The sequence below is a fragment of the Mycobacterium sp. NPDC006124 genome (assembly GCF_040614235.1).
Lineage (GTDB): Bacteria > Actinomycetota > Actinomycetes > Mycobacteriales > Mycobacteriaceae > Mycobacterium.
Genome location: NZ_JBEXUA010000022.1, coordinates 23,787 through 48,323, shown reverse-complemented (window position 1 = coordinate 48,323; position 24,537 = coordinate 23,787). Strand labels below are relative to the sequence as shown.

The following is a 24,537-nucleotide window of genomic DNA, read 5'->3' as shown; positions in this document are numbered from 1 at the left end:
TTCAGCCCGATCTTCTGGCCGGCCTGCTGCAGCAGCACGGCCATCTCGATCGACCCGTTCGCGTCGGACGTCGCATAGATCGGCGGCAACGTCGCGCCGAGCGCGCCCGCCTTCTGGAGCAGGAACTTCGCCTTGTCCGGATCGTGCGCCCGCTGCGGCAGCGACGCGTTGAAGTAGCGGTGCCCCGGCGGAATCGGCTGGTCGTTGCCGATCACCGAGTAGCCGCGGAACACCGACGTGCGCAGCTGCTCGCGATCGAACAGGTACTTCATCCCTTCGACGAAATCGGGACTCGAGACGATCGGGTTGTCGCTGCGCATGATCAGGTCGGTATAGAGGCCCGACTTGGTCTCCTTCAGCGCGTAGCCCGGCGTCGACGAGACCCGCTGCGTCGAGCGCGGGTCGATCGCGTTGATCAGGTGCACGTCGCCCGACAGCAGCGCGTTCAGGCGCGCGGCGCTGTCGCTGATGCCGATCAGCTCGATCTCGTCGAGATACGGCTTGCCCGGCTTGAAGTAGCTGTCGTTGCGCACGCCGATGGTCGACACGCCCGGCTTGAACGACTTCAGCTTGTACGGGCCGCAGCCGATGCCGGTCGAGAAGTCGGTCGTGCCGTCCTTGACGATCACGAGCTGCGGCGTCGCGAGGATCACCGGCAGGTCCGCGTTCGCGCTGGTGAGCGTGAGCGTGACTTCGTCCGGGCCGCTCGCCTTCGCGTCCGCGAACTGTTCGGCAAGCGTCTTGACCTTCGACGCGGTGGCCGCGTTCTTGTGGCGCATCAGCGAGAACACCACGTCGGCCGGGCCGACCGGCTTGCCGTCGTGGAACGTGACGCCCTTGCGCAGCTTGATGATCCACGTCTTCGCATCGGTCGTCTGCAGCGATTCGGCGAGGTTCATCTGCGGCGTGAGGCTCGCGTCGAGCTGCGTGAGGCCGCTGTAGAACATGAAGAAGCGCGTGTAGTCCGCGCCCGTCGAGCCCTTGGCCGGGTCGAGCGTATCGGCCGTCGAGCCGGCTTCGTTCGCGACCCGGATCTTGCCGCCACGCTTCGGCGCGGGCGCGGCGAATGCAGCGCCGGGGGTCATCAGCAGTCCGCCGGCGCCGGCGGCCATCATGCCGCCCGCCGCCATGACCTTCATCATGTCGCGGCGCGTGATGCCGCCCTTGCCGCCATTGTCGATATCGTCGCTCATCCGAACTGCTCCTGACTGTGGGAAGTAGGTCCAAGGGTCCAGCGTGGTTGTTCAGTCCCGCCGCGCCCGCTTGCTGGTGGCGGGCGCGACGTCGTACACATGCAATTCATTTAAGCATCGCCAAAATGCGGTTTGTCGCGATTCGGGCGCCCCGCACGATACGAATCGACCGTTTTGGGTGGCCTGCGCAGCATGATTAGCTGCGTGCGCGCACGTGTCGCCGTGTGCCCGGCGGCGTGTCGCGGCGGCTGCCGAACCCGTGTCGATGCAGGAAATCGTAAGGCCGCAGCCGCCGCAGATTGCGCCGACAAAATTGCCCGTTCGGCATCCGGCGCGCGTTTGGCTCGCGCAAACCACACGTTTGTGTCGAATGCGTGCGCGCCTGCCGACGACGGCCGAAACGAGCGGTGCGTCGCGACAGATCGCCGCCCGCACGGGCGTCGGCGATGGGGATCGCGACGGTGCGCCGCGCGGGAAAGTTCAGAAGAATGCCGCTCGATCGGAACGGCTTTGGGGGAAGGCGGAAGGATGACGGGGCTGCCCGGAAACCTGGCCAGTGCAGCCGTCAGAAACCGCGCCGCCAGGCGGCGACGCGTCCGTCACCGGCACATCACCGGCATGTCGGCGCGCACGCCGGGCGTGTGCCGGCGTGGCGTGAAGGCGGCGGGGGTGATGCGCTGGCGGGCAGTGAGCGGCACGAAGCCGTCACGCAGCGAGCCGGAAGACCGATACGGCGGCCCGCAGGCGCGCCGCCTGCTCGTCTAGCGACGACGCGGCCGCAGCCGCCTGTTCGACGAGCGCCGCGTTCTGCTGGGTGACTTCGTCCATTTGCGCGACCGCCAGCCCGATCTGTTCGATGCCAAGACGTCGAGGAAACCCTCCAGTGACGTCGACGGCCGCCGGCCGTACCACTGCAGGGACTGCCGCAGGACCGCGCGCCGGGAGTTGGCCTTGGGGGTGTTGCCGGTGATGAGTGCGCGCGGTTCCAGTGCGGCGAAGGCGGATTCGACGGCCACCTCGTACTCGTCGCGGTCGTCGACGACGCTGGCGAAGTCGGGTAGCGGCTGAAACGACAGCGGTCTGCCGCCACCGCGACCCGGCGTCCACACCACCACCTCGGTGTTGGCCAGGTAGTCGGCGGCCCGGGGCGTGTCGGACGGCCGCCAGCCGCTCGGCGGCTCCGGCCACGGTGCGCCCAGCCGCGCCAGGTCGTTGTTGGGGTCCAACACGATCGACGAGACGCCGCGCAGCGCGCACTCCTCGACGATCCGGCGGATGAGCACCGTCTTGCCGGATCCGGAGCCGGCGAAGATCGCGGTGTGCTTGCGCAATGCCAACAGCTCCACGTCGAGCGCGTCACCCGAGGCGTCGTCGACGCCCAACGGGATCGCCGTCGTCGGCTCGTCTCGAAGGGGCTCGCGCTTCAGACTCTTCGAACGCTTGGCCCACGGTTCGATGTCCGGCGCAGGCTCGTCCTCGGGCTGGTCGACCACCTCGGGCATGTTGGGCGGGAGCGGTCCCGCATCGTCGCCGAGCGCCTCGCGGAGGAACGTCACCCCGTGCGCCGGTCTGCGGGACACCAGCCAGCCGACCAGATCGGGGTGGTTGTCGTCGACCAAGTCCCGCAGCGCTGATGCGGTGCGCAGGTCGTCCTCGGACAGCGTGAGCGTGCGCCCGCCTGCGGCTTCGAAGTCGGCGACCGTCTGCGCGGTCTTCGTGCCGCTGGGCCATGGATCGTTTCTCAACAGGAACAGCTGACGCCGGTCGGCGTTGGAGCCGAAACCCGCTGCCACACAGGCATTCTTGATGCGGTTCTGCACCGAGATCGGATGCGTGCTGGCGATGGCCCGGAAGGCCCAGTGGCGCTCGTCGTCGGTCGCGGCGTCGAGGCGCTCCCTCAACCGGCTGTGCAACCGGACCTGCTTGCCGGGCGGCGGGTCGAGGGAGAATGTCTGCTCGACGTCACCGCGCTCGACGATCCATGCGTCCAGCACCGCGGACAGCAGGCTGGGCACCGTGGTGTCCTCGCCCTCGGGGTCCAGTGCCGCCGCACCCACCGCTCGACGACGGTAATCGGCGAACCGGCGATCCAGATCGGTTGTCTCCGAGGGTGCTTCGCCTGTCTGCCGGGAGCTGGTGTCGATGGTGTCGGCGAGGTGTGTCAGCTCCTCCACCACGTCGTTGTCCAGGCACGCCCGCACGTGAGCGTCGACCCGCTGCAGCAGTCGGCGCGGGGTGTACTCCGGCGCGTCGTCGAATGCCGACGGCAGGATCGGCCAGCTCGGGTACGGCGGGGTGAAGTCGACCTCCCGGTAGCTCGCGGTGAAGCGGCGTTCCAGGATCGCCCGTCCGACGTCGGCGCTCGGCAAGCCCTCCAGAGTCGTCGTCACCCGGAACCGGTCACCCACGGTGGCCGTCGCCCTGGATCGGATCGACTCCCACACCGACGGGAGGCAGGCCACGACCTCCGCGGTGCGCCGCATCGTCTCCCGGACCGACATCAGTCCGTGGGCGACGTGTTCGAGGTCGCGGTTGTCCGTCACGCCGTCGTCGCGCCCCGTGGTCGACGTGGCCGATTGCGCCAGCAGGGTGTCGATCTGGTCGATCGCCATGACGGCGGGTCCGGCGAGCGCGACGAGGCGCGAGATGTCGCGAACGCATTCCTGTGGCGTCAGCGTCGACACCCCGATGCCCCAGGTCCTGCGGCCGGTGTCGTCGACGTCCTCGGCGGAGTTCAGATAGGCCTGTCCGACGTCCTGCACGCCGAGGTCCGTCGCACCGAGTAGCACCAGCGCGCGCAGCGTGTGATGGGCGGGTCGAACGGTCTGCGGCTCCACCCGGTGCAGTGCGTTGACGAAGGACGCCAGGACTTCAGGCGTCAGTTCGTCCTCACCGGCGATCGCACGACGGTCGGCGCGAGACACGTGCGCCACCGACGCCAGCTGCCACAACAGCTGCTTGAGCTGAGTCTCGCGGTCGACGCCGGGGCGGCCAAGGCTCTCGAGGATGCTGCTGCGAGCAGACTCCCAGAAGCTCGTCGCGTCGAGAAGCTGCAGCAGGAAGAAGAACCCGCCGCCGGCCTGGACCCGTTCGCGCACCTGCCCCAGCAGGTGGGTCTTGCCCGAGCCCGCCTGGCCTCGGACCACCACGCCCAGCGGGCTGGACTCCGGATGACGGTCAGCGTCGGCGAAGGCGTCCATGACCTGTTCGAGGGCCTTGTCGTGCACGCCGGGGACGTGGAAGGCGCCCTGGGCGTTCCACAGGTCGTCGGCCGACGGCGCGAAGGACAACCGTAGCGACTTGAGGGCGTCGCGTTCCCTGGGATCCATCACGACTCGATCGCGATCAGGTGCTTGTCCTGTGCACCGATCGACACGGCGGCAGCCCGATCGGCGTCGGTGAGCACCTTCTGGTTCTCCTCGGGGATGAGGCTGACGCCGGGGATGCGGTACATCTTGGTCAGCGCGGCGTCCAGGTCGTGCCTGGACACGTCGGACAGTTCGTCGCGCAGACGCACCAGGTCCACCCAGCCGCCGTGGTGCGCCGCGAGCCGCACGTAGGCGGTGCGGACCCTAGCCTCGATCTGATCGCCGATCGCGTCCGGCTCATCAGCCGGCGCGTCCTCGTCGAGGGGGACGAAGACGTCACCGGGAGCCAGGTCGGCCCGGTCGAGGTAGCGGCGCAACGCCCGAAGCAGCGTGTAGAGGGTCTTGCCCTGACCCGAGGGGCGTTCTGGCGTCTGCGCGCCGATGAGCTTGGCGCACGTCGCCCAGCCCTTGTCGGTCAGCTCGAGCACCATCGTTCTGCTTTCGGTGGTCACCTCGATCAGACCCCTGCGGACCAGTTCGTCGCGATCGACCTTCTTCAGTTCCGGTCCCAGCGTCGCCAACTCGGGATTGCGCACGGGCCGCGATTCGGCCATCAGAACCAGGAGCACGGCCTGCTTGGTGCCGGTCAGTTCGTCGGGTTCGACGCTCACGACGCATTCCCTTCGGTGGTTCGCACGTTGCCGTCCACGGAACGCCGACCATTGTGGCCCATCGGGGCGGCGGGGGTTCAGAACGCCAGCTCAGGCAGCCGCGTCGCGGTGCGTTACTTGGCGGGCAAGCTGGCGGCGTGGCGGGTGCCGCGCTCCACCCAGGTGCGCAGTTGGCGCGTGGTCGTCAGACCATCGGTGGCGACGCGGATCCAGCCGCGGGTCTCCCGTCCGGCCATCACCATCGGCTCGACGTGCTCACGGGTGAGTAGCGCCTCGGTCTCCTCGGCGGGAACGCGGACCATCAGCCCGCCCTGACCGCTGACGCAGACGGCCATGTTGCCGCCGACCAGGAAGGCCAGACCGCCGAACATCCGTCGCTCCTCGGCGCCCCCGACGAGCTCACGAACGCGGTTCGCCAGGTCTTCGTCGTAGGCCACGCGTCCAGGTTCTCACGTGCTGGGCGTCCAGCCCAGCCGTGGTCCGAGACGTTCTGCGAGATCGGTGACGATCTGGCGGTAGTCGGCCTCCTCGAACGAGAACGGGAGAGCGACGGCCATCTCGTCGGCGCGCTGGAACCCGGCGTGCTCGTGGAGTTGGTCGGCCAATTCGTCGGACGTGCCGACGTAGTCGGGGGAGAACAGCATGTGCTTCGGGCCCTGGGGCGTCTTCGTGCGTTCGAATCGGCTCGCCGCATACTCGCGGTAGCGCCGGGTCTGGTCGTCGGTGGCCGAGTCGGTGGGGATGATCACCAATCCCTGTGACACGCGCGCACTCTCGGGTCGTGGATGGTTTGCGCGGTAGGCGTCGATCTGTTCGCCCTGGATGGTGGCGAAGTCCAGGGATTCGGTTCCGTCGGTGCTGACCACCGAACTCGTCAGATAGTTGACGCCCTGGGTGCCAGCCCATTTCGCCGATTCGAGGCCGCCGCCGTACCAGACCCGGTCGGCGAGTCCGGGGGAGTGTGGCTGCACGCGGCGGCTGAAGTGCTCGATGCCGACGACGCCCTCGAAGTCACTGACGGGCTCACCGCGAAGGGCACGCAGCAGGCGCAGCACACGGTCCTTGGAGAAGTCCTCGAGCTCGTGAGTGTCGGGGTAGAGCGCGGCCTTGTAGTGGTCGTACATCATCGGGGTGCCGACCGAGACCCCGGGGTTGACGCGGCCACCGGAGAGGACGTCGACGGTGGCGAGATCCTCGGCGAGTCGAAACGGGTTCTCCAGGCCCAGGGGGATGACGGCGGTGCCCAGCTCGATGCGCGAAGTGCGTTGGCTGGCCGCGGCCATGATCGCCACCGGGCTCGAGATGCCCGGTTGGAGGTGCCGGTCACGCAGCCACACGCTGTCGAAGCCCAGCGCCTCGGCGCGTTCGATTACCTCGAGGGTCTCCTCGATGCCCGGGCCGGGGTCGTTCTCGTCGAATCGGCCGATGGTGAGGAATCCGAGCTTGCGCAACGGGTCTCCGCGTCTGGGCACGTGGTCGTCTCCTTGGCTTGGAGTGGGTCGGGGTGGCGGGTGTGGGGGTGTGGCGCGGTCGGGGGCGTCATCATTTGATGACGTTCGTCAACGGTTGGTGACGGTGTGTGGGGTGGTGGTGGGTCGGGCTGGCGGGTGCTACCCGGCCATGCTGTCAGACCTCCCTCGCATACTGCGTTCGTGACGGCACCGACGCCCTGGTGGGTCAACGACCCCGAGATGGAGAAGATCCGCCGGCGCACGGCCGAGGAATTCGGAATCGACCTGGACGCAGCCAGATCCTCCGATCCCGGTGATCCGGACGACTTCGACGACCTCGAGGATCTGATCCTCGTTGAGGAGTCCGCGGAGCCCGACCCGGTCATGGTCGAATTCCTCGACGGCCGCTGCAGGGTGGAACTCGGCGCAGCCCGCGACGCCCTCACCGACGCCCGCACTCGGTACGACGCAGCGGTCCTGGCGGCTCGGGCCGCGGGGTACTCGTGGAGTGAGATCGGCAACGTCCTCGGCGTCTCGAAGCAGCAACTGCACCGACGGTTCGGCACACGACAGCGGGGCCGACCGTAGTCGACCCCGCTGTGCGTGCCATTGGTCAGGCCGCGACCTCCGCCGCGTCCGCCACCGGCTCAAGTGCCTGTGCGACGATGTCGGCCACGTCGGTCATCGGTCGGACATCCAGCGCCGCAAGCACTTCGGCCGGGACGTCGTCCAGGTCCGGCTCGTTGCGAGCCGGGATGAACACCGTCTTCAGGCCGTTGCGCTGCGCGGCGAGCAACTTCTGCTTCACCCCGCCGATCGGGAGCACCCGACCGTTCAGCGTGACCTCGCCGGTCATCCCGACGTCACCGCGAACCTTGCGGCCGGTGGCCATCGACACCAGCGCCGTCACCATCGTGACGCCCGCCGACGGACCGTCCTTGGGCACCGCGCCCGCCGGGAAGTGCACGTGAATCTGACGATCCAGTTCCGCGCGGTCGACGCCCAACTGCTCGGCGTGCGCCTTGACGTAGGACAGCGCGATCTGCGCCGACTCCTTCATCACGTCACCCAGCTGACCCGTCAACTGCAGACCTGCGTCACCGGAGTTCGAGTTCGCCTCGATGAACAGCACGTCACCGCCCAAGCCCGTGACGGCCAGACCGGTCGCCACGCCGGGCACCGCGGTGCGTTCCTCGGACTCGGGTGTGAAGCGCGGACGGCCAAGGTAGCCAACGAGATCGGGCTCGTCGATGATCAAGGCGTCAGCACCGTCGGCGAGTTTCGTGGTCGCCTTGCGCAATGCCTTGGCCAACAGCCGCTCGAACTGGCGCATGCCAGGCTCACGGGTGTAGTCGGCGGCGATCTTGCGCAGCGCCTCGTCGGTGACCGCGACCTCCTCGGTGGTCAGCGCTGCGCGCTCCCGCTGCCTCGGCAGCAGGAAGTCACGGGCGATGGCAACCTTGTCGTCCTCGGTGTACCCGTCGATCTGCACCAACTCCATCCGATCCAGCAGGGCCGACGGGATGTTCTCGATCACGTTCGCCGTCGCCAGGAACACGACGTCGGACAGGTCGAGATCTAGATCCAGGTAGTGGTCGCGGAACGTGTGGTTCTGCGCCGGGTCCAGGACTTCCAGCAGCGCCGCGCTCGGATCGCCTCGGTAGTCCGAACCCACCTTGTCGATCTCGTCGAGCAGCACGACGGGGTTCATCGACCCAGCCTCGCCAATGGCACGGACCAGCCGGCCGGGTAGCGCGCCGACATAGGTGCGCCGGTGACCTCGAATCTCGGCCTCGTCGCGCACACCGCCGAGGGCGACGCGAACGAACTTGCGGCCCAACGCCCGCGCCACCGACTCACCCAGCGACGTCTTGCCGACGCCGGGAGGACCCGCCAGCACCATCACCGCACCGGAACCCCGGCCGCCGACGACCTGCAGACCCCGCTGCGTACGACGGGCCCGCACGGCCAGGTATTCGACGATGCGATCCTTCACGTCGTCCAGCCCGTGGTGGTCGGCGTCGAGTATCTCCCGTGCGGACTCGAGGTCGGTGGAGTCCTCGGTCGTCACGTTCCACGGCAGGTCGAGCACGGTGTCCAACCACGTCCGAATCCAGCCGCCCTCGGGGCTCTGGTCGCTCGAGCGTTCCAGCTTGCCAACCTCGCGCAGCGCGGCCTCGCGAACCTTCTCGGGAAGGTCGGCGGCCTCCACGCGCGCGCGGTAGTCGTCGGATCCGTCGGGTTCGCCCTCGCCGAGCTCCTTGCGGATCGCGGCCAGCTGCTGACGCAGCAGGAATTCCTTCTGGGTCTTCTCCATGCCACTGCGCACGTCGTCGGCGATCTTGTCGTTGACCTCGGTCTCGGCGAGATGCTCTGCGGTGACGTCGATCAGCAGCCGCAACCGCTGCGCCACGTCCTCGGTCTCCAGCAACTCACGCTTCTGGACGTCGGTCAGGTACGACGCATAGCCGGCGGTGTCGGCCAATGCCGACGGGTCGGTGATCTTGTTGACCACGTCGATGATCTGCCACGCCTCGCGGCGCTGCAGCATGGCCAGCAGCAGCTTCTTGTACTCCGCGGCAAGCGTCCTGGTTTCGTCGGTGATCTCGGGCTCGGTGGCTTCATCCACCAGGACCCACAGGGCCGCACCGGGTCCGGTGGTGCCGGAGCCGATGTGGGCTCTCTTCTCACCACGAATCACCGCGGCCGCACCGCCGCCGGGGACGCGACCAACCTGCACGATCGACGCGATCACGCCATAGGTGGGGTAGCGGTCCTCCAGCCGGGGAGCGATGAGCAGCTTGCCGCTCTCACTGGCCTGCGCGGCGTCGACCGCGGCGCGTGCGGCCTCGTCCAGCTCGATCGGGACGACCATTCCTGGCAGGACGATCGGTTCGCTGACGAACAAGACCGGCACTGCGATGTTGTCTGACATCCATCCTCCAAAGTTAAGCCTGTTGCGCTCAACTGTGGGTGGGGGTGGTTTGTTCCCGACTCTCAGGCGGTGGATTCGGCGGCCGCCGCGGCCCGGCGGCCGATCACGACAGTCGCCAATACGAGGATGCCGATGACCGGCAGGGTGATCGCCGAGTTCACGCCGTTGGCGGCGTCGACCGACAGGCGCGAGATCACCATCAGCCGAATGGCGACCTCGACCAACAGGCCGACTCCCCACATCGCCGACAGCAGAACGTGCACCCGCCGAATCCGCCGGGCCTCCTCCGGCGTGGGCGCCGCCTCCCCGGCGGGGCGGAACCGCTCGCCAACGACCTGGGTCAGCGGCATGCCGACGACGCAACTGCCGAGGAACAGCAGCCCGCCGATACCGTTGACGAGAGTGTTGCCGACCAGGATCAGCTTGGGGTCGGTGGTGGCCAGTCCGACGGCCAGGCTCAGGCCGAAGGTCAGCAGCAGGTAGGCGGCGAAGGGATCCAGCCGGCGACTCTTGATCACGCCGTAGACGACTCGGACCCCCGACAATACGGTCGCCGACAACAGGGCGACGTACTCCGAGACACCCAGTGCGCGTAGCCCGTAGTAGGCGACCAATGGCGGCGCCACGTCGAGCAGGATCGTCTGGAACAACGGGCGCATCGAACGGCGCTGTGCCGGGGCCTGTTGGCTCACGTTCCCACTCTATGTACGTCACCTGTTAACTCGCTGTGGGGGAATAGACCCGGCGGCCCACCCGTCGTAGCTCTCGTGACCGAAACCACGATGAGGGCAGTTCGATTCGACGAATACGGCGACGTCGACGTGTTGGACGTACGTGACGTCCCGCGTCCCGTGCCGGCGGATGGCGAGGTGCTCGTCGAGGTGAAGGCGGCCGGCGTCAATCCCGGCGAGGCGATGATCCGCCAGGGTCTTCTGCACGACCGGTATCCCGCCACGTTTCCTTCCGGCGAGGGCAGCGATCTCGCCGGTGTCGTTGTCGAGCTAGGCAGCGATTCAACGGGGTTCGCGCTGGGGGACGAGGTGCTCGGATTCTCGTTCGGACGTTCCAGCCACGCCGAGTTCGTGGCGGTGCCAGCCGAACAGTTGACGCACAAGCCGGCCGCGGTGTCCTGGGAGGTGGCGGGCGGCCTCTACGTCGCGGGGTCGACGGCCTACGCTGCCGTCCGGTCCGTCAACGTGGCCGCCGGCGACGTGGTCGCCGTGTCCGCGGCGGCCGGCGGCGTCGGCACCCTCGCCGTACAGCTCGCACGACTAACGGGCGCAACGGTTCTCGGCATCGCCGGACCCGCTAACGACGACTGGCTGGCCGACCACGGCGTCATTCCGGTCAACTACGGGGACGGTCTGGCCGACCGCCTGCGGGAAGCGGCGTCGTCTAGTGCGACCGGCCGGGTCGACGCCTTCGTCGACCTGTTCGGCGGCGGGTACGTGAAACTAGCGGTGGAGGAGCTCGGTGTCGCGCCCGAACGGGTCGACACCGTCATCGACTTCGCCGCCGTCGAGCGGTACGGGGTCAAGGTCGAGGGCAGTGCGGAGGCCTCGACCGCGGAGGTGCTCGCCGAACTGGCCGGGCAGATCGCCGCCGGTGACCTCGAGGTGCCCCTTGCCGGAGTGTTCCCGCTCGAGGACGTTCGGAAGGCGTATCGGACTCTCGAGCAACGACATTCACGCGGAAAGATCGTCCTGGTCACCGATCGGCGGCCGTAACCGGCTCCGGCATCAGGCGGGCCAGCACGTCGGTCATGGTGACGAGCCCCGTCTCGCGGCCGTCGCCGTTGAACACGATCGCCACGTGGGTCCTGGCGTCACGCATGGTCGTCAGCGCCGTATAGGCGGGCGTCGTCGCGGCCAACTGCAGTGCCGGGCGCATCAGGCTCGCCGCCGCCACGTCCGGCGCGGCCAGGGTGTCACGCACGTGCACCACCCCGACGGCGTCGCTGCCGTCTCGCACCACCACACGCATGTGCCCGGTGTGGTGGGACACCTCTTGAACGTCGCGCCCCGTCGCCTGCGCGGACACCTCGACCGGGTCACGGCCGGCGTCGACGATGTCGCCGACCTCCAATCCCTGGAGTTGCAGCGCCCCGCTGAGCCGTCGGTGGTACTGCTCGTCGAGGGTGCCCGCCGTCGCCGAGTGCTCGACCAGGTGCCTGAGGGTCTCTGGATCCTGGCCGGTCGAGACGTGGTCGACCGGTTCGACCCCGACGCGGCGCAGGCACCAGTTGGCGACGTGGTTGAGACCCACGATGACCGGTCGGGTCACCCACATGAAGGCGCGCATGGGAATCGCCAGCAGCACCGCTGATCGCTCGGGATGCGCGATGGCCCACGACTTGGGCGCCATCTCGCCGACCACCAGGTGCAGGAACGTCACCGCGGTCAAGGCCAGCACGAACCCGCCGGCGTCGGCCACCCACGACGGCGACCCCCACGACGCGATCAGCGGGGTGAGCCAGTCGTGTACGGCCGGTTTGGTCACCGCTCCCAACAGCAGTGTGCACACGGTGATGCCCAGCTGGGACCCGGCGAGCAGGACGGACAACTCCGACGAGCTGCGCAGGGCGGCGCGGGCCGAGCGGCTCTGCGTCGCAATGTCTTCCAACCGATGCTTGCGGGCAGCGATCAACGCGAACTCCACGGCGACGAAGAACGCACTGGCGGCGATCAGCCCCGCGGACACCAACACGATCACGGCGAGGTCATTCATGGCGTGATCCCGTGTGCGAGGTTCGCCCGACGGACACGAAGAGTTCTGCGGGGACGTGTCGTTCCACGGTGCGGACCTCGGCGGTCAACACCTCCGACGTTCCGTCGCCGGCGGCGATCTCGACGACGTCGCCGACCGCCGGCAACCCGCCGAACGCCCTCACCACCAGTCCGGCCAGGGTCTCGGCGTCGTGTCGGCGCAGGTCGACCGACAGGGCCCGACTGACTTCGTCCACGTGTGCCTGCCCGCCGACGTGCCAGCCGCCGTCCACGGCGACGATGTCCTGGAATGGGGGGTCGTGCTCGTCGGCGATCTCACCGACGAGTTCCTCGGCCATGTCCTCCACGGTCACGATCCCGGCGAAACCGCCGTATTCGTCTACGACGAGCGCCATTTCGTCGTCGGCCTCGACGAGCTGTGCCTGCACGGCCGTCAACGGCAGTGAGGTAGGCACGATCACCGCGGGCCGGCAATGCGATGCGACGCGGTCGTCGGGCGGCGCACCCAGCAGGTCGTGCAACCGGACCACCCCGAGGAGGTCGTCGGTGGAGTCACCGGTCACGGGATAACGGCTGTGACCCGTCGACGTCTTCGACAGCACTGCGGCGACGGACTCCCCGGCGCCGACCACGTCGATTCGCGTACGGGGTACCATCGCGTGTTCGGCAGTGCGAGTGGGGAAGTCGAGGATCCGGTCGAGCAGGGTGGACAGCTCGGCGGGCAGGTCACCCGAGCGGCGGGATTCGGCGACGATGTGCGCGAGGTCGCGCGGGGTGGCGGCATGCTCGACGTCGTGCACCGGCTCGATGCGCAGGAGTCGCAGCAGGGCGTTGGAGGCTGCGTCGAAGATCGAGATGAGCCAACCGAACACCGCCAGGTAGAGCGTCGTCGACCGGGCCAGCCAGCGGGCCACCGGTGCCGGCCGGGCAATGGCGAGGTTCTTCGGGAACAGCTCGCCGAAGACCATCTGCACTACCGTCGAGAACACCACGGCCGCTACGGCTCCCGCAGCGATCGACCAGCCGCGGGGAACGTCGCCGCCCACCAGGGTGGCGATGCTGCCACCGATGAGCGGCTCGGCGACGTAACCGACCAGCAGGCCGGTGACCGTGATGCCGAGTTGGGCGCCCGACAGCATGAACGACGTGCGGCGGGTCACGGCGAGTGCTCGCGTCGCCGCGCCGTCACCGGCCTCGGCGCGGGCCTTCAGCTGCGACCGGTCGACGGCCATGTAGGCGAATTCCTGGGCGACGAAGTAGCCGGTGAGGGCCGTGATCGCCAGCACGACGAGCAGTCCGACGAGCAGGGTCAGGATCGCGGTCACGATTGCGCTCCCGCGCGGTCGAGTTCGGTATCAGTTCGTCTGGGTGGGCGCGGCGCGCGTCTCATCGCTCTCTTCGGGTGGGTGGGTCTCGACGGGGTCTCAACTGTGTAGACGATCGAGCCGACCCGAGAGTTCCCGTCGCTGAGAGACTCTCAGCAACGCCGAGCCGTCGGCTACGGCGAGGCGCATCACCTCGGCTGCCGCCTCAGGCGAACTCCAGGGAATTCACCGACGTCGGCGTGACGCGCAGCACCGCCGTGGTGGACACGTCGTAGAACATGCCGTAGACCTCGACGTCGCCCCGGCGGTAGGCCTCCTCGATCATCGGGTGCCGAGTGAGGGCGGCGACCTGCTGGGCGACGTTGACCATGCTCAGCTGGTCGACGGGCCCGAAGCCGGCGTCGGCCGCGGAGCGCGCGACCGGATGCGCACCGCCGTCGAATGCCGCCACCGCGTTCCGGCCGTTGTCGAGCCATCTCGACATGTGCTGCTCACCCTGGCTGCGGGGGGCCTTGGCGCTCAGCAGGGCGTGCATGGCCCCGCAGCTGGAGTGCCCGCACACCACGATCGTCGAGACGCCCATCTTCTCCACCGCAAACGCCAGGGCCGCCTCGGTCGACGCGTCGGTCTGGTGTTCGGGTACGAGATTGCCGACGTTGCGCACCGTGAACAGGTCCCCGGGGCCGCTGCCGGTGATCTGGTCGGGCGCGATGCGCGAGTCGGTACAGGTGATGAACAACGTGTCGGGTCGTTGCGCGTGGGCCAGCGGTTCGACCAACGGTGACGTCCGGCTCGGGATGTCGCGAACCGGCGGTCCGTCGAGCGCACTGTCCATCTCGACCGTGCCGTGCTGGCGGATGTCCACCGAACCACCCGAGGCGCGATGCTGGCGACGCCAGTCGGCGATCGCACCGTGGGCCGCATGGTCGATGAAGTCCACCGACAGGTCGACGGTGACCCTGGCACCCGGTGGCACCGAGGCCAGCACACTGGTGAGGCGGGGCAGCGACAGGAAGCTGCACGAGCCCTCGATCACGATGCGCCACGCGCCGCCGTCGCCGCCGACGGATTCGGCGACGGATTCGGCGACGATGCGTGTGCGGACCACGCGCCAGACCGTCAGCGCGATGGACAGCGCCAGTCCGATCAGCACGCCCTCGAGCAGGTTGAGGAAGACGACGCCGAGGACGGTGACCGCGTAGACCGCGATGTCACCTGTGCGGCGGGCGGTTTCGATGTGCGCCCGCTTGACCAACTGAATGCCGACGACGATCAGCAGGCCGGCGAGGGCGGCCATCGGAATCCTTTCGGCCAGCCCGGCGAAGGGCAGCGCGAACACCAACACCCACACCCCGTGCATGACGGCAGAGGCGCGGGTCCGTGCGCCAGCCGCCACGTTCGTCGAACTCCGCACGATCACGCCCGTCACGGGTAGGCCGCCCAGGGTGCCCGACACGATGTTGGCGGTACCCTGGCCGATCAGTTCGCGGTCGAAGTTGGTGCGTGGACCGTTCTGCATCCGGTCGACCGACACCGCCGAGAGCAGGCTCTCCACGCTGGCGATCAGGGCGACGGTGAGCACGCCGACGGCGAAGGTGCCCCACTTGCCCTCGGGAAGACTCGGCAGTGCGATCGCATCGAGCAGCGATCCGTCCAAGGTGACGCGGTCGACGTCGAACCGGAAGACCACCGCGACCACCGTCGCCGCCACGATGGCGACCAGGGGGCCCGGCACCTTGCCGAGCCGCCCCGGGACCCGTTTCCAGCCCACCAGGATGGCGATGACGAGCACACCCAGGATCACCCCTGGGCCGTGCGCACCGAGCACCTGTCCTGGCAGTTCCGTCACGTTGGCCCACGCCGAACTCTGCGATGCGCCTCCCAGCAATACGTGGACCTGTTGTAGTGCGATCACGAGTCCGATGCCCGCCAGCATCGCGTGCACCACCACCGGCGAGATCGCCAGCGCGGCGCGCGCCACCTTGCTCAACCCGAAGAGCACCTGCAGGACGCCGGCCGCAACGGTGATGGCGCAGGTCACCTTCCAGCCGAACTCGCCGACGAGGCCGGCGACGATGACGGTGAGACCGGCTGCCGGCCCGCTGACCTGCAGCGGTGATCCGCCGAGCGCGCCGGCGACGATGCCGCCCACCACCGCCGCGATCAGGCCGGCCAGCGCGGGAGCGCCCGAGGCGATCGCGATGCCCAACGACAGCGGCAGCGCCACCAGGAACACCACCAGCGACGCGGGCAGGTCGTGCCGGAGAATGGGACCGATGCGTTGGGGGAGCGAAGCCTCCGAGCGTTCCTTGATGTCGAGCTCCTGTCGGTGACGGCTGCCGGGGGTCGGCCGCCTCTGCTGATTGGTTCGCGACATCGGGTATTGACGTAGGCGAAAGCGATTCTCCTGCAATTCAAATGGCGAGATGCAGGTCAATTGACAAGTGCGAGAGTATTAATCGTGATGTGACGCGGCAATGACATCGCTGCGACGCATAGAGAATGCAAAGACTCGACCGGTCGACCGGTGTTGGGGCCGTCACATCGTCGAGCGCCGTCGGCGCCGATCGGGTACGACCGAAGACGTTGAGTGACAATGGAGTACGAATCGAGACGAGCGCACGACCGGGGCGTTCCGCCGGGGCCGAACATGAGAAGAACCTGTGAGTTCAGTGACAGCTGCGCCGATCGTCGGGACACTCGCAGATATGACGACGACGCCGATGAACACCGGCACCCGGCAACCCCGCTCGGCCGTGCTGGGCCAGTTGCCCCCAATCCGTCGACCGGACGGGTCCGCGATCAAGGTACTGCTGGTCGACGACGAGCGCGCGTTGACCAACCTGGTCACCATGGCCTTGAAGTACGAGGGATGGGAGGTCGACGTCGCCCACGACGGGCGCGAGGCGCTCACCAAGTTCGCCGCGACCGATCCGGACATCCTGGTGCTGGACATCATGCTGCCCGACGTCGACGGCCTTCGGATCCTTCAGCGGGTTCGGGCCGCGGGCACCTACACCCCGGTGCTGTTCCTGACCGCGCGCGACTCCGTGAGCGATCGCGTCACCGGCCTGACCGCCGGCGCCGACGACTACCTCACCAAACCCTTCGACCTGGAGGAACTGGTGCTGCGGTTGCGCGGGCTGTTGCGCCGCGGCGTCGACCCCAACGCGTCGGTCGACGAACCCGAGGACGAGACGCTCCACGTCGCCGACCTCACCCTAGACGTGGCCAGCCGCGAGGTGACTCGCGGCGGCGAGCGCGTCGAGCTGACGACCACGGAGTTCGACCTGCTGCGGTACCTGATGCGCAATCCGCGCCGGGCGTTGACGCGCGAGCAGATCCTCGAGCAGGTGTGGAATTACTCCTTCGGCGGCCGGACGAGCATCGTCGACCTCTACGTGTCCTACCTTCGAAAGAAGATCGACCGCGGTCGCGAGCCGTTGATTCACACCATTCGCGGTGTGGGATACCAAATTCGGCCACCTCAGTGACCCCGTGGTGGCGTCCCCGGACGCTCAGTAGGCAGCTCGTCGGCGGCGTCGCCGTGCTCGTCACCGTGGTCACGTTCGGTACCGGTGCGCTCTCGGTCTACAGCCTGCACACCTACATGACGACGATGAGCGACGCCGAGGTCGAACACTCGCTGGCCGCCTTCGAGCATTCCTACGACAAGCTGAGCAAGGGTCCGTCGGACGCTGACGGCGAGCCGCTGACCGACTTCACCGGTCAGGCCCCGGGGACGCTCATCGCGGTGATGGACGGGGACTCGGTCGTCGACTCGGTGCTGTTCTCCGACGGCGACACCGATCCCACACCTGGCCCGGCGGTCAACTCACTGCAGTCCACGGCGTGGAACACCGATCAGCCGCAGACCGTCGAACTCAACGGGCTGGGCCGATACCGCGCCGCGAGCACGGAGGCGGCCGACGGCAGGCGGCTGGTGTCGGCGGTCTCGATGGAGAGTGCCAACAAGGTGGTGGCCTCGAAGACGGTCGCCGTCGTCGTCATGACGGTGGTGGCGGCACTGCTGGCTGGCGTCGGCACCGTGCTGCTGGTGCGCTGGGCGCTGCGTCCGCTGCGCCGGGTTGCGGCCACCGCGGCGAGGGCGGCCAAGATGCCGCTGGCCGACGAGGATCACCGCATCACCACACGCGTGCGGCAAGCCGACTCCGATCCCGACAACGAGGTCGGCATCGTCGGCGAGACGCTCAACCGTCTGCTGGCCAACATCGACTCTGCCTTGGCCGCCCGTGCGATGTCCGATCGACGCATGCGCCGCTTCCTGACCGACGCCAGTCACGAACTACGCACGCCACTGGCCGCCATCCACGGATACGCCCAGCTGACCCGTCAGGAGAGCGCGGCGCTGCCGCCCACGACGGAATATGCGTTGGCGCGCATCGAATCCGAGTCACGCCGGATGACGGCCCTGGTGGGCGACATGCTGCTCCTGTCCCGGCTCGACGAGAGGCAGGGTCTGGAGATCCAGCGGGTCGACCTGACCGGTCTGGTCGCCGACGCGGTCAACGACACCATCGTCTCCTCGCCGGACCATGAGTGGCCGGTCGACCTGCCCGAGGAGCCCGTGTGGGTGATGGGTGACCGGGCGAGGCTCCATCAGGTGGTGAGCAACCTGCTGTCCAACGCTCGCCACCACACGCCGCCGGGGACCACGATCACCACCGCATTGCGGCTGGTGACCGACGACGCCGGGACCAGGGTGCGGTTGACCGTCACCGACGACGGCCCGGGTATCGACGCCAAGTTGCTTCCGGAGCTCTTCGAGCGGTTCGTCCGGGGGAGTCGGGCGCGTGCCGACCAGCCGGAGTCGACGGGCCTGGGTCTGTCGATCGTGGCATCCATCACCGAGGCCCACGGTGGCTCCGTGTCGGCCCGATCCAGTGCGGGCCGCACGGAGTTCACGGTGCTGCTGCCTCCCGCCGAGGAGACACGCTAGGGGTTGTGGCACACGACGTCGACGTAGACCGTGCTGTGCAGGTCGGGGTCGATCTTGTTGCCCGACTCGTCGTAGTTGGACCCGTTCAAGCCGCTCATGCCGGTGACCTTGCACTGGGACAGTGGCACCGCACCCGTCGAGCCGTTGAGCTGAACATGGTGCCCCTGGGCTTCGAGCTGCGCAATGGTGTCGGCGGTCGAGCCGACGTTGCTCGCGGTAGCGGGGGCAGCCAAGCCGAGTCCCAGTGCGGCTGCGAAGCCGAAGGCCGCCGCCGAGATCCCGATCTTCGTCATCTGTGAACTCCTTTGTCCGTGGGTCTGTTTCGTACTTCGGCTACCAGCCTAGGGCGGTGCCGAACTACCCCGGGCAGGAGGGGAATTCAATTCGTGGAACGAAAATGACTGTCCAACAACATCTTTGATCGATATTCACGGTGTCGGCACGGCAACGGCCGTGTGCGGTTCAGGCCGGATTCACATGTTTGGCGGCTCGGGTGCCGAGTTACATTTGTGTTTCGCATGAACGGCGTCGCAGATGATGAAAGATGGTCTGCTGTCGGTAAATTGGATCTTGTCAGCCGAGAGGGAATCTCGAGGCACCGAGTAAGGGAGTAGAAGATGAAGATGCGTTACGTCGCAGCCAGCCTGATGACCGGATTCGCCGCAGCGGCCATTGCCGCGGCCCCGATCGCCGGCGCTGCCGCTAACCCCAGCACCGTCACCGACAACGGTCGTGCCACCATCACCGACAAGAAGGGGCACAACGCGATCGTCGTGCAACCGCCGTCGGTCTCGTCGCCCAATTCATACGGCAACTTCTCCTCGCCGGCGCCGTTCATGTTCTTCGATTGATGTTCGGCAGGCGGGTGACCGCCACACCGACGGCGCGAGAACCGTTGTCGACCAACGGCGAAGGGCCCTGACACACGGTGTGTGTCAGGGCCCTTCCTGGTTCCTCAGTGCTCCGTCAGGCGGAGGCTTGAGCTCCCAGCGTCCGCTGGACGTCGGGGATCATCTGCTGCAACTGCTGACCCCAGTAGCCCCAGCTGTGCGTGCCGGTGGCCGGGAAGTTGAACACACCGTTGGTGCCGCCCGCGGCGATGTAGTTGTCGCGGAAGGTCTGGTTGGTGCGCAACGTGAAGCCCTCGAGGAACTGCGCCGACATCAGGTTGCCGCCGTCACCGGTGTCGAGATCCGACGGCGTACCGGTGCCGCAGTAGATCCAGATGCGGGTGTTGTTGGCGACGAGCTGGTTGACGTTGACCATCGGATCGTTGCGCTTCCAGGCGGGGTCGCTGGACGGGCCCCACATGCTCTCGGCGTTGTAGCCGCCGGCGTCGTTCATCGCCAGCCCGATCAGCATCGGCCACCAGCCCTCGGAGGGGTTGAGGAAGCCCGACAGCGACGAGGCGTAGATCCAGTTCTGCGGGTGGTAGATCGCGTAGGTCAGCGCGCTACCACCGGCCATGGACAGGCCGACGACCGCGTTGCCGGTCTGCGAGACACCGTAGTTGGCCTCCAGGTAGGCGGGCAGCTCCTGGTTGAGGAACGTCTCCCACTTGTAGGTATAGTCCTGGCCGTTGCCCTGTGAAGGCTGGTACCAGTCGGTGTAGAAGCTGGACTGGCCGCCGACGGGCATCACCGTCGACAGGCCGGACTGGTAGGTCCACTCGAAGGCGCTGGTGTTGATGTCCCAGCCGTTGAAGTCGTCCTGGGCACGAAGACCGTCGAGCAGGTAGATGGCATGCGGTCCGCCACCCTGGAACTGGATCTTGATGTCACGGTTCATCGCGGCGGAGTGCACCATCAGGTATTCGACCGGCAGACCCGGCCGAGAGAACGCCCCAGCCGTCGCCGATCCTCCGACGAAGCCGATCAGCCCGGGCAAGGTCACCGCTGCCATCAGGCCAACGGCCAACCGGCGCAACCACGTACCACGAATCATTCTGTCGAACTTCATAACGGCAACAGACCGCCTCTCTCTTTGCTTCTCATGTCTTCAAGCAATCGCCGTTGCTCTTCGAAAGAGAGTGAATCACGTGGATGTGGTTCGACACCGCCCTCGACACCGTCTGGTGACGTCGCGGTTGGCTAACGATTCCGACTCGGGGCAGAGACCTTCGCTCCGGGCCTGGGGCCTAGTTGGCCTGTGACCTGTGTGATTGAAGTGGTCAGTGTGGTTCCGGTGGTATCGCGCCCCGTCACGTCAGGCGTCGGCCCCGATGCGCTGAACTGCGTATACGCGTCAATCAGTGAACCCGCGCCGTGCCGTCCGACCCCAGGGCGACCCGAACCGAGTGGGCCGTCACCCGGGCGTTCGATGACGGGGGCGTCGAATCTAGCAAACTCGACGGCGGGCGCCAGAGCCGGTCAGTCGGCGGTCGTGACGGCGAGCGCGCGCCGCACGTCCGCGTCGCGCTCCTCGATGGTGCGGCCGATCTCCTGCAGCAGCAGGGGCTTTCGCGCCACCAGCTCCTCGATGTCGGCCCGCTCGATCTGCAGCACCGTCACCTCGCCGAGGGCATAGGCCCCGCCGGTCACGGGTTCGCGCGTCAAGGTGCTGGCGCCGAGGAAATCGCCTTCCTCCAGCGTGCGAACCGGCACGATCTCACCGTCCGTGCCACGGGCGACCAGGCGTACCCGGCCGCTGACGATGAAGGTCATCCGCTTGGGCACCGTGCCGGGGGTCTGGATCGCCTCGTCGGCGCCATAGCGGGTGAGCCGAATGCTCGGGGTCAACGACTCCCGGTCGTCGTCGTTCAGTCGCAACGTCGGTGCGAGCATCCGCATCGACGTCTCGAGGCGCTTCTCGCTGCCGAAGTCGTCCTCGACCTCGTCGAGCCGCAATCCTGCCCGCCGAGACGCGTACCAGAGCCATCGCAGGAACGTGGCACGCGTGACGGAGTCGTCGGCGGGGGAGCGTAGCGGTATGGCGGTGGTGTACTCCCCGGCGCCGCTGGTGACGCTGGATGGTGCGGACTCGGGCCGCAGATGTGGCAGAGCGCTCGCCACCTGGGTCAGCAGGGCGCACACGTCGTCGGGTGGGTCGTTGGAGGCGAAGGTGGTCTTCACCGTGATGGAGTGCTCGCCGGGCGGGCGGCTCAGGTTGACGAAGGACGCCGCGGCCAGCACCGAGTTCGGAATGATGTGCAGACCGCTGCCGGTGTCGATGTGGGTTGCGCGCCAGTTGACTTCGACGACGCGGCCCCTCGCCGAGGTCACGTCGACCCAGTCACCGATCCGGAAGGGCTGCTCGAAGAGCAGCAACAGACCCGAGATGATCTGCCCGACCGAGTTCTGCAGGGTCAGGCCCAAGACGATCGAGGTGATGCCGAGCGCGGTGAAGAGGCCTCCGACGTTGGCGCCCCAGATGTAGGAGAAGATCACCGCCAAGCCAACGGCGATCACCACGAAGCGGGCGACGTCGAGGAAGATCGACGGAATTCGCTTGCGCCAGGACCCTTCCGGCGCGCCCTGGAAGAGCGTCGCATTCAATCCCGAGAGCATCAGTACCAGCAGGACGAAGCCGAGCACGGTGGCGAGGATGCGCACCGGTGTTGCCTGGGCGGGCACCTCGGTGGCCTTGATGAGCAGCAACAGCAGCGCGGCCAACGGCAGGATGTAGTTGCGCACCAACCCGACCGGGCGGGCCAGACCGCTGCCGCGGCGAGCCAGGGCGACCCGAATCTCGGTGAGCACGACCAAGCCGATCGGCAGTCCGATCGCCACGCCGACCGCCCAGTAGAACCAGGAGGAGTCGACCACCCTGGTCACGACTGACGCTCCCCGAGCCGCCAAATGGGTTGGGACTCCTCGCCCACCGTCACCTCGCCGGCCGGGGTGAACTCGCGGGTGTCGCGCATCGCGTCGTAGACGCCGGCCGTCACGTAGACCCCGGGCTGCGGCGAACCGCTCTGCACCTGATAGGCGAGATCGACCGCGGCGCCCCACATGTCGTAGGCCACGCTGGACCTGCCGACGAGTCCGCTGCTCACCCGGCCGGTGTCGATGCCCGCCCTCAGACGCAAGGAGTGACGGCCCTCGGCGTTGAACCGGTCCACGATGCGGTTCATCTCGACGGCGAAGTCGACCGTGCGCCGGACGTTGTCGATGCGCGGTACGTTCAGCCCGCAACTGGCGAGGTACCCGTTGCGCAGCGATCGGACCCGCTCGATCCCCAGACTCTCTGCCGCAGCGTCGAATTGCCGCACCAGCTTGTTCAGGATGGCCAGCGACTCCGCGGAGCTCAGGCCCGCCGACAGTTCGTCGAGACCGACGACGTCGGCGAAGATGACGGTGACGTCCTGATGGTCCTGGGAGATGGTCTCCTCGCCCTCGCGATAGCGCGCCACCACCTGCTCGGGCATCAACGACAGCATGATGCGGTCGTTCTCGCGTCGCTGCTCGTTGAGCAGATCCTCCTTGATGGCCAAGTTTCGGCTCATGTCGTTGAACGCCACGGTCAGATCCCCGAATTCGTCGCGGGACGCCACCGGGATCGTCGTGCCGTAATCGCCGGAACTGATCTGTTGCGCGCCGCTCTCCAACCGCCGGATCGGCCGCACGAACAACCGGGCCAGCAGCATCGCGGCGATGCAGACCACGAAGATGATGCCCACCGTCGAGAGCACCAGCCGTCTGGTGAATGCCGAGACGGGCTCGAACGCCTCGGACGTGTCGATCTTGGCCACCACCGCCCACCGCAGTCCTGGGATGTCGGCCGGCGCATAGGCCTGTAGCGTCTCGTGACCAAGGTAGTCATCGGCGATCAACGTTCCCCGCTGGCCCTGCTGCGCCAGTTTGGTGGCCTCGGTGGCGACCGGTTGGACGAGCGTGGTGCCGTGCTGGCGAATCGAGTCCTGGGCGACGTCGGGTGGCGTGCCCGCCTCGACGGCGTCGCGTTCGTAGGCCTTCGCGTCCTCGATGAACAGGCGCGAGTTGGACCGCATCAAATCGTCGGGGCCGACGATGAAGGTCTCTCCCGTCTGGCCCATTCCAGACCGCTCCCATTGACCGTCGAACGTCATCAGCTGGTTGATCTTCGAGATCGGGAACTGCAGCGCCAACACGCCTTCGACCCGGCCTTGCGGTCCGACCGGTGACACGAACCAGGCCGTCGGTTCGGTGGCGGGTTGATAGTCGCCGAAGTCGGTCAGCCCCACGTAGTCGACGGCGTTGGAGTCGACCGCCTCCTGGAACGCGTCGCCGAGTTTGCTTCCCTTGTAGGGCCCGGTGAGGATGTTGGTGCCGAGGTCGACGCCCTTGTAGGCGCTGTAGACCACGTTGCCGCGGGTGTCGAGCAGCAGGGCATCCTCGAATTTGAAGCGGGTGACGATCTCGCGGAAGAAGTCGTTGTAGCGGGCGTTCGCCGCCGACCAAGCGCTGCCGTCGCGCGCGTCGTCGTAGGCGATCGCTCGGTCCCAGTCGGCGGTGGGCTCGTCGTAGGCGCCGAACGGCACGGTGTAGAGCGACTGCAGGTACGCCGCCGCTCCGGAGGTCGGCAGCAGCGCCGCCACGTCGACGTCCGCGCCCGTTTGAGCGGCCTCGTCCACGGCGAAGCGTTTCGTGTAGTACTCCGCGAGAGCCTGTTCGCGCGCCGGGTCGACGGTGGCGGTCGCGAGTTGGTCGAAACCGGCGGTGAAGTCGCCGATGGCCTGTGTCGCCGTCGACCCTCGCGAGTACACCACCAGAGAGTTCTTCAGATCCTGCAGGCCGTTCTGCAGGCTGCGGCTCTGCGATTGCCGGATCTCGGTCAGCCGGTCGAACACCGACGCCCGCAGCGAGTTACGTCCCGACTGGTAGCCGATGGCGCCCACGACGGCCGCCGAGAGGATGCTCGTCAGCAGAAGCATCACCAGGAGCTTGGACTGGATGCTGACGCGCGACATCAGCCTGCGGCGGCTGCGCCTGGCCGATGCGGTCGAGTCGGCCGTCCCCACCTGCGCGTCGTCATCTGTCGAGGTCGTCAT

The 24,537-nt window shown here is 67.7% G+C and carries 20 protein-coding genes; 6 read left to right on the top strand and 14 right to left on the bottom strand.

What is annotated here, in order from left to right; translation table 11 throughout:
• Positions 1–1,193 (bottom strand): ABC transporter substrate-binding protein (locus tag ABZ195_RS27105; protein ID WP_355222986.1); only part of this gene is annotated, 1,193 nt, incomplete at its 3' end.
• A gap of 528 nt (positions 1,194–1,721) precedes the next feature.
• Between ABZ195_RS27105 and ABZ195_RS27100 the strand changes: the two genes are divergently transcribed.
• Positions 1,722–1,958: a hypothetical protein gene (locus tag ABZ195_RS27100; RefSeq protein ID WP_355222985.1), complete on the top strand. Its 237-nt coding sequence runs from the start codon at positions 1,722–1,724 to the stop codon at positions 1,956–1,958.
• Here ABZ195_RS27100 and ABZ195_RS27095 read toward each other — a convergent pair.
• The 4 genes from ABZ195_RS27095 to ABZ195_RS27080 all read right to left on the bottom strand — a co-directional run bounded on the left by ABZ195_RS27095 (position 1,955) and on the right by ABZ195_RS27080 (position 6,644).
• Positions 1,955–4,522: a DUF87 domain-containing protein gene (locus ABZ195_RS27095; protein ID WP_355222984.1), complete on the bottom strand. Its 2,568-nt coding sequence runs from the start codon at positions 4,520–4,522 to the stop codon at positions 1,955–1,957. The genes ABZ195_RS27100 and ABZ195_RS27095 overlap by 4 nt on opposite strands.
• On the bottom strand, positions 4,522–5,172 hold the full coding sequence (locus ABZ195_RS27090) for a hypothetical protein (RefSeq protein ID WP_355222983.1): 651 nt from the start codon (positions 5,170–5,172) through the stop codon (positions 4,522–4,524). Before ABZ195_RS27090 ends, ABZ195_RS27095 begins: the two co-directional genes overlap by 1 nt.
• A 113-nt stretch (positions 5,173–5,285) precedes the next feature.
• Entirely contained in the window at positions 5,286–5,609 is a 324-nt protein-coding gene (locus ABZ195_RS27085; RefSeq protein ID WP_355222982.1) for a TfoX/Sxy family protein, read from the bottom strand.
• Positions 5,610–5,621: 12 nt separating this feature from the next.
• Entirely contained in the window at positions 5,622–6,644 is a 1,023-nt protein-coding gene (locus ABZ195_RS27080) for an LLM class flavin-dependent oxidoreductase (RefSeq protein ID WP_355222981.1), read from the bottom strand.
• 180 nt (positions 6,645–6,824) lie between these two features.
• On the opposite strand from ABZ195_RS27080, the gene ABZ195_RS27075 reads away from it, so the two are divergent.
• Positions 6,825–7,211 carry a hypothetical protein gene (locus ABZ195_RS27075; RefSeq protein ID WP_355222980.1) on the top strand — a complete coding sequence of 129 codons (387 nt, stop codon included), beginning with the start codon at positions 6,825–6,827 and terminating at the stop codon, positions 7,209–7,211.
• Positions 7,212–7,236: 25 nt separating this feature from the next.
• Here ABZ195_RS27075 and lon read toward each other — a convergent pair whose 3' ends face one another.
• Positions 7,237–9,558 carry an endopeptidase La gene (gene lon, locus ABZ195_RS27070; protein WP_355222979.1) on the bottom strand — a complete coding sequence of 774 codons (2,322 nt, stop codon included), beginning with the start codon at positions 9,556–9,558 and terminating at the stop codon, positions 7,237–7,239.
• 62 nt (positions 9,559–9,620) lie between these two features.
• Positions 9,621–10,250 carry a VC0807 family protein gene (locus ABZ195_RS27065; protein WP_355222978.1) on the bottom strand — a complete coding sequence of 210 codons (630 nt, stop codon included), beginning with the start codon at positions 10,248–10,250 and terminating at the stop codon, positions 9,621–9,623.
• 90 nt (positions 10,251–10,340) lie between these two features.
• Here ABZ195_RS27065 and ABZ195_RS27060 point away from each other — a divergent pair, with 90 nt between their 5' ends.
• Positions 10,341–11,285 (top strand): NADP-dependent oxidoreductase, encoded by a 945-nt coding sequence (locus ABZ195_RS27060; RefSeq protein ID WP_355222977.1) that lies wholly within the window; start codon positions 10,341–10,343, stop codon positions 11,283–11,285.
• Here the strand turns inward: ABZ195_RS27060 and ABZ195_RS27055 are convergent.
• The 3 genes from ABZ195_RS27055 to ABZ195_RS27045 form a co-directional block, all read right to left on the bottom strand.
• Complete coding sequence (locus tag ABZ195_RS27055; protein ID WP_355222976.1) at positions 11,266–12,285, bottom strand: hemolysin family protein; 1,020 nt, start codon at positions 12,283–12,285, stop codon at positions 11,266–11,268. The genes ABZ195_RS27060 and ABZ195_RS27055 overlap by 20 nt on opposite strands.
• On the bottom strand, positions 12,278–13,612 hold the full coding sequence (locus tag ABZ195_RS27050; protein WP_355222989.1) for a hemolysin family protein: 1,335 nt from the start codon (positions 13,610–13,612) through the stop codon (positions 12,278–12,280). The genes ABZ195_RS27055 and ABZ195_RS27050 overlap by 8 nt, the downstream gene beginning before the upstream one ends.
• A 202-nt stretch (positions 13,613–13,814) precedes the next feature.
• Positions 13,815–15,986 carry a bifunctional SulP family inorganic anion transporter/carbonic anhydrase gene (locus ABZ195_RS27045; RefSeq protein ID WP_355222975.1) on the bottom strand — a complete coding sequence of 724 codons (2,172 nt, stop codon included), beginning with the start codon at positions 15,984–15,986 and terminating at the stop codon, positions 13,815–13,817.
• A gap of 331 nt (positions 15,987–16,317) precedes the next feature.
• Here ABZ195_RS27045 and ABZ195_RS27040 point away from each other — a divergent pair, with 331 nt between their 5' ends.
• Together ABZ195_RS27040 and ABZ195_RS27035 are read left to right on the top strand one after the other, a co-directional pair.
• On the top strand, positions 16,318–17,103 hold the full coding sequence (locus ABZ195_RS27040; protein ID WP_355222974.1) for a response regulator transcription factor: 786 nt from the start codon (positions 16,318–16,320) through the stop codon (positions 17,101–17,103).
• The gene (locus ABZ195_RS27035) at positions 17,100–18,569 is read left to right on the top strand and encodes a HAMP domain-containing sensor histidine kinase (RefSeq protein WP_355222973.1); all 1,470 of its coding nucleotides are present in this window, start codon (positions 17,100–17,102) and stop codon (positions 18,567–18,569) included. Before ABZ195_RS27040 ends, ABZ195_RS27035 begins: the two co-directional genes overlap by 4 nt.
• Here the strand turns inward: ABZ195_RS27035 and ABZ195_RS27030 are convergent.
• The gene (locus tag ABZ195_RS27030) at positions 18,566–18,862 is read right to left on the bottom strand and encodes a hypothetical protein (RefSeq protein ID WP_355222972.1); all 297 of its coding nucleotides are present in this window, start codon (positions 18,860–18,862) and stop codon (positions 18,566–18,568) included. The two genes, ABZ195_RS27035 and ABZ195_RS27030, sit on opposite strands and share 4 nt — an antisense overlap.
• 324 nt (positions 18,863–19,186) lie before the next feature.
• Between ABZ195_RS27030 and ABZ195_RS27025 the strand changes: the two genes are divergently transcribed.
• Positions 19,187–19,420 (top strand): hypothetical protein, encoded by a 234-nt coding sequence (locus ABZ195_RS27025; protein WP_355222971.1) that lies wholly within the window; start codon positions 19,187–19,189, stop codon positions 19,418–19,420.
• Positions 19,421–19,535: 115 nt separating this feature from the next.
• Here ABZ195_RS27025 and ABZ195_RS27020 read toward each other — a convergent pair whose 3' ends face one another.
• The 3 genes from ABZ195_RS27020 to ABZ195_RS27010 all read right to left on the bottom strand — a co-directional run bounded on the left by ABZ195_RS27020 (position 19,536) and on the right by ABZ195_RS27010 (position 24,537).
• The gene (locus ABZ195_RS27020) at positions 19,536–20,528 is read right to left on the bottom strand and encodes an alpha/beta hydrolase family protein (RefSeq protein ID WP_355222970.1); all 993 of its coding nucleotides are present in this window, start codon (positions 20,526–20,528) and stop codon (positions 19,536–19,538) included.
• A gap of 410 nt (positions 20,529–20,938) precedes the next feature.
• The gene (locus ABZ195_RS27015) at positions 20,939–22,342 is read right to left on the bottom strand and encodes a mechanosensitive ion channel family protein (protein WP_355222969.1); all 1,404 of its coding nucleotides are present in this window, start codon (positions 22,340–22,342) and stop codon (positions 20,939–20,941) included.
• On the bottom strand, positions 22,339–24,537 hold the full coding sequence (locus ABZ195_RS27010) for an adenylate/guanylate cyclase domain-containing protein (RefSeq protein WP_355222968.1): 2,199 nt from the start codon (positions 24,535–24,537) through the stop codon (positions 22,339–22,341). Before ABZ195_RS27010 ends, ABZ195_RS27015 begins: the two co-directional genes overlap by 4 nt.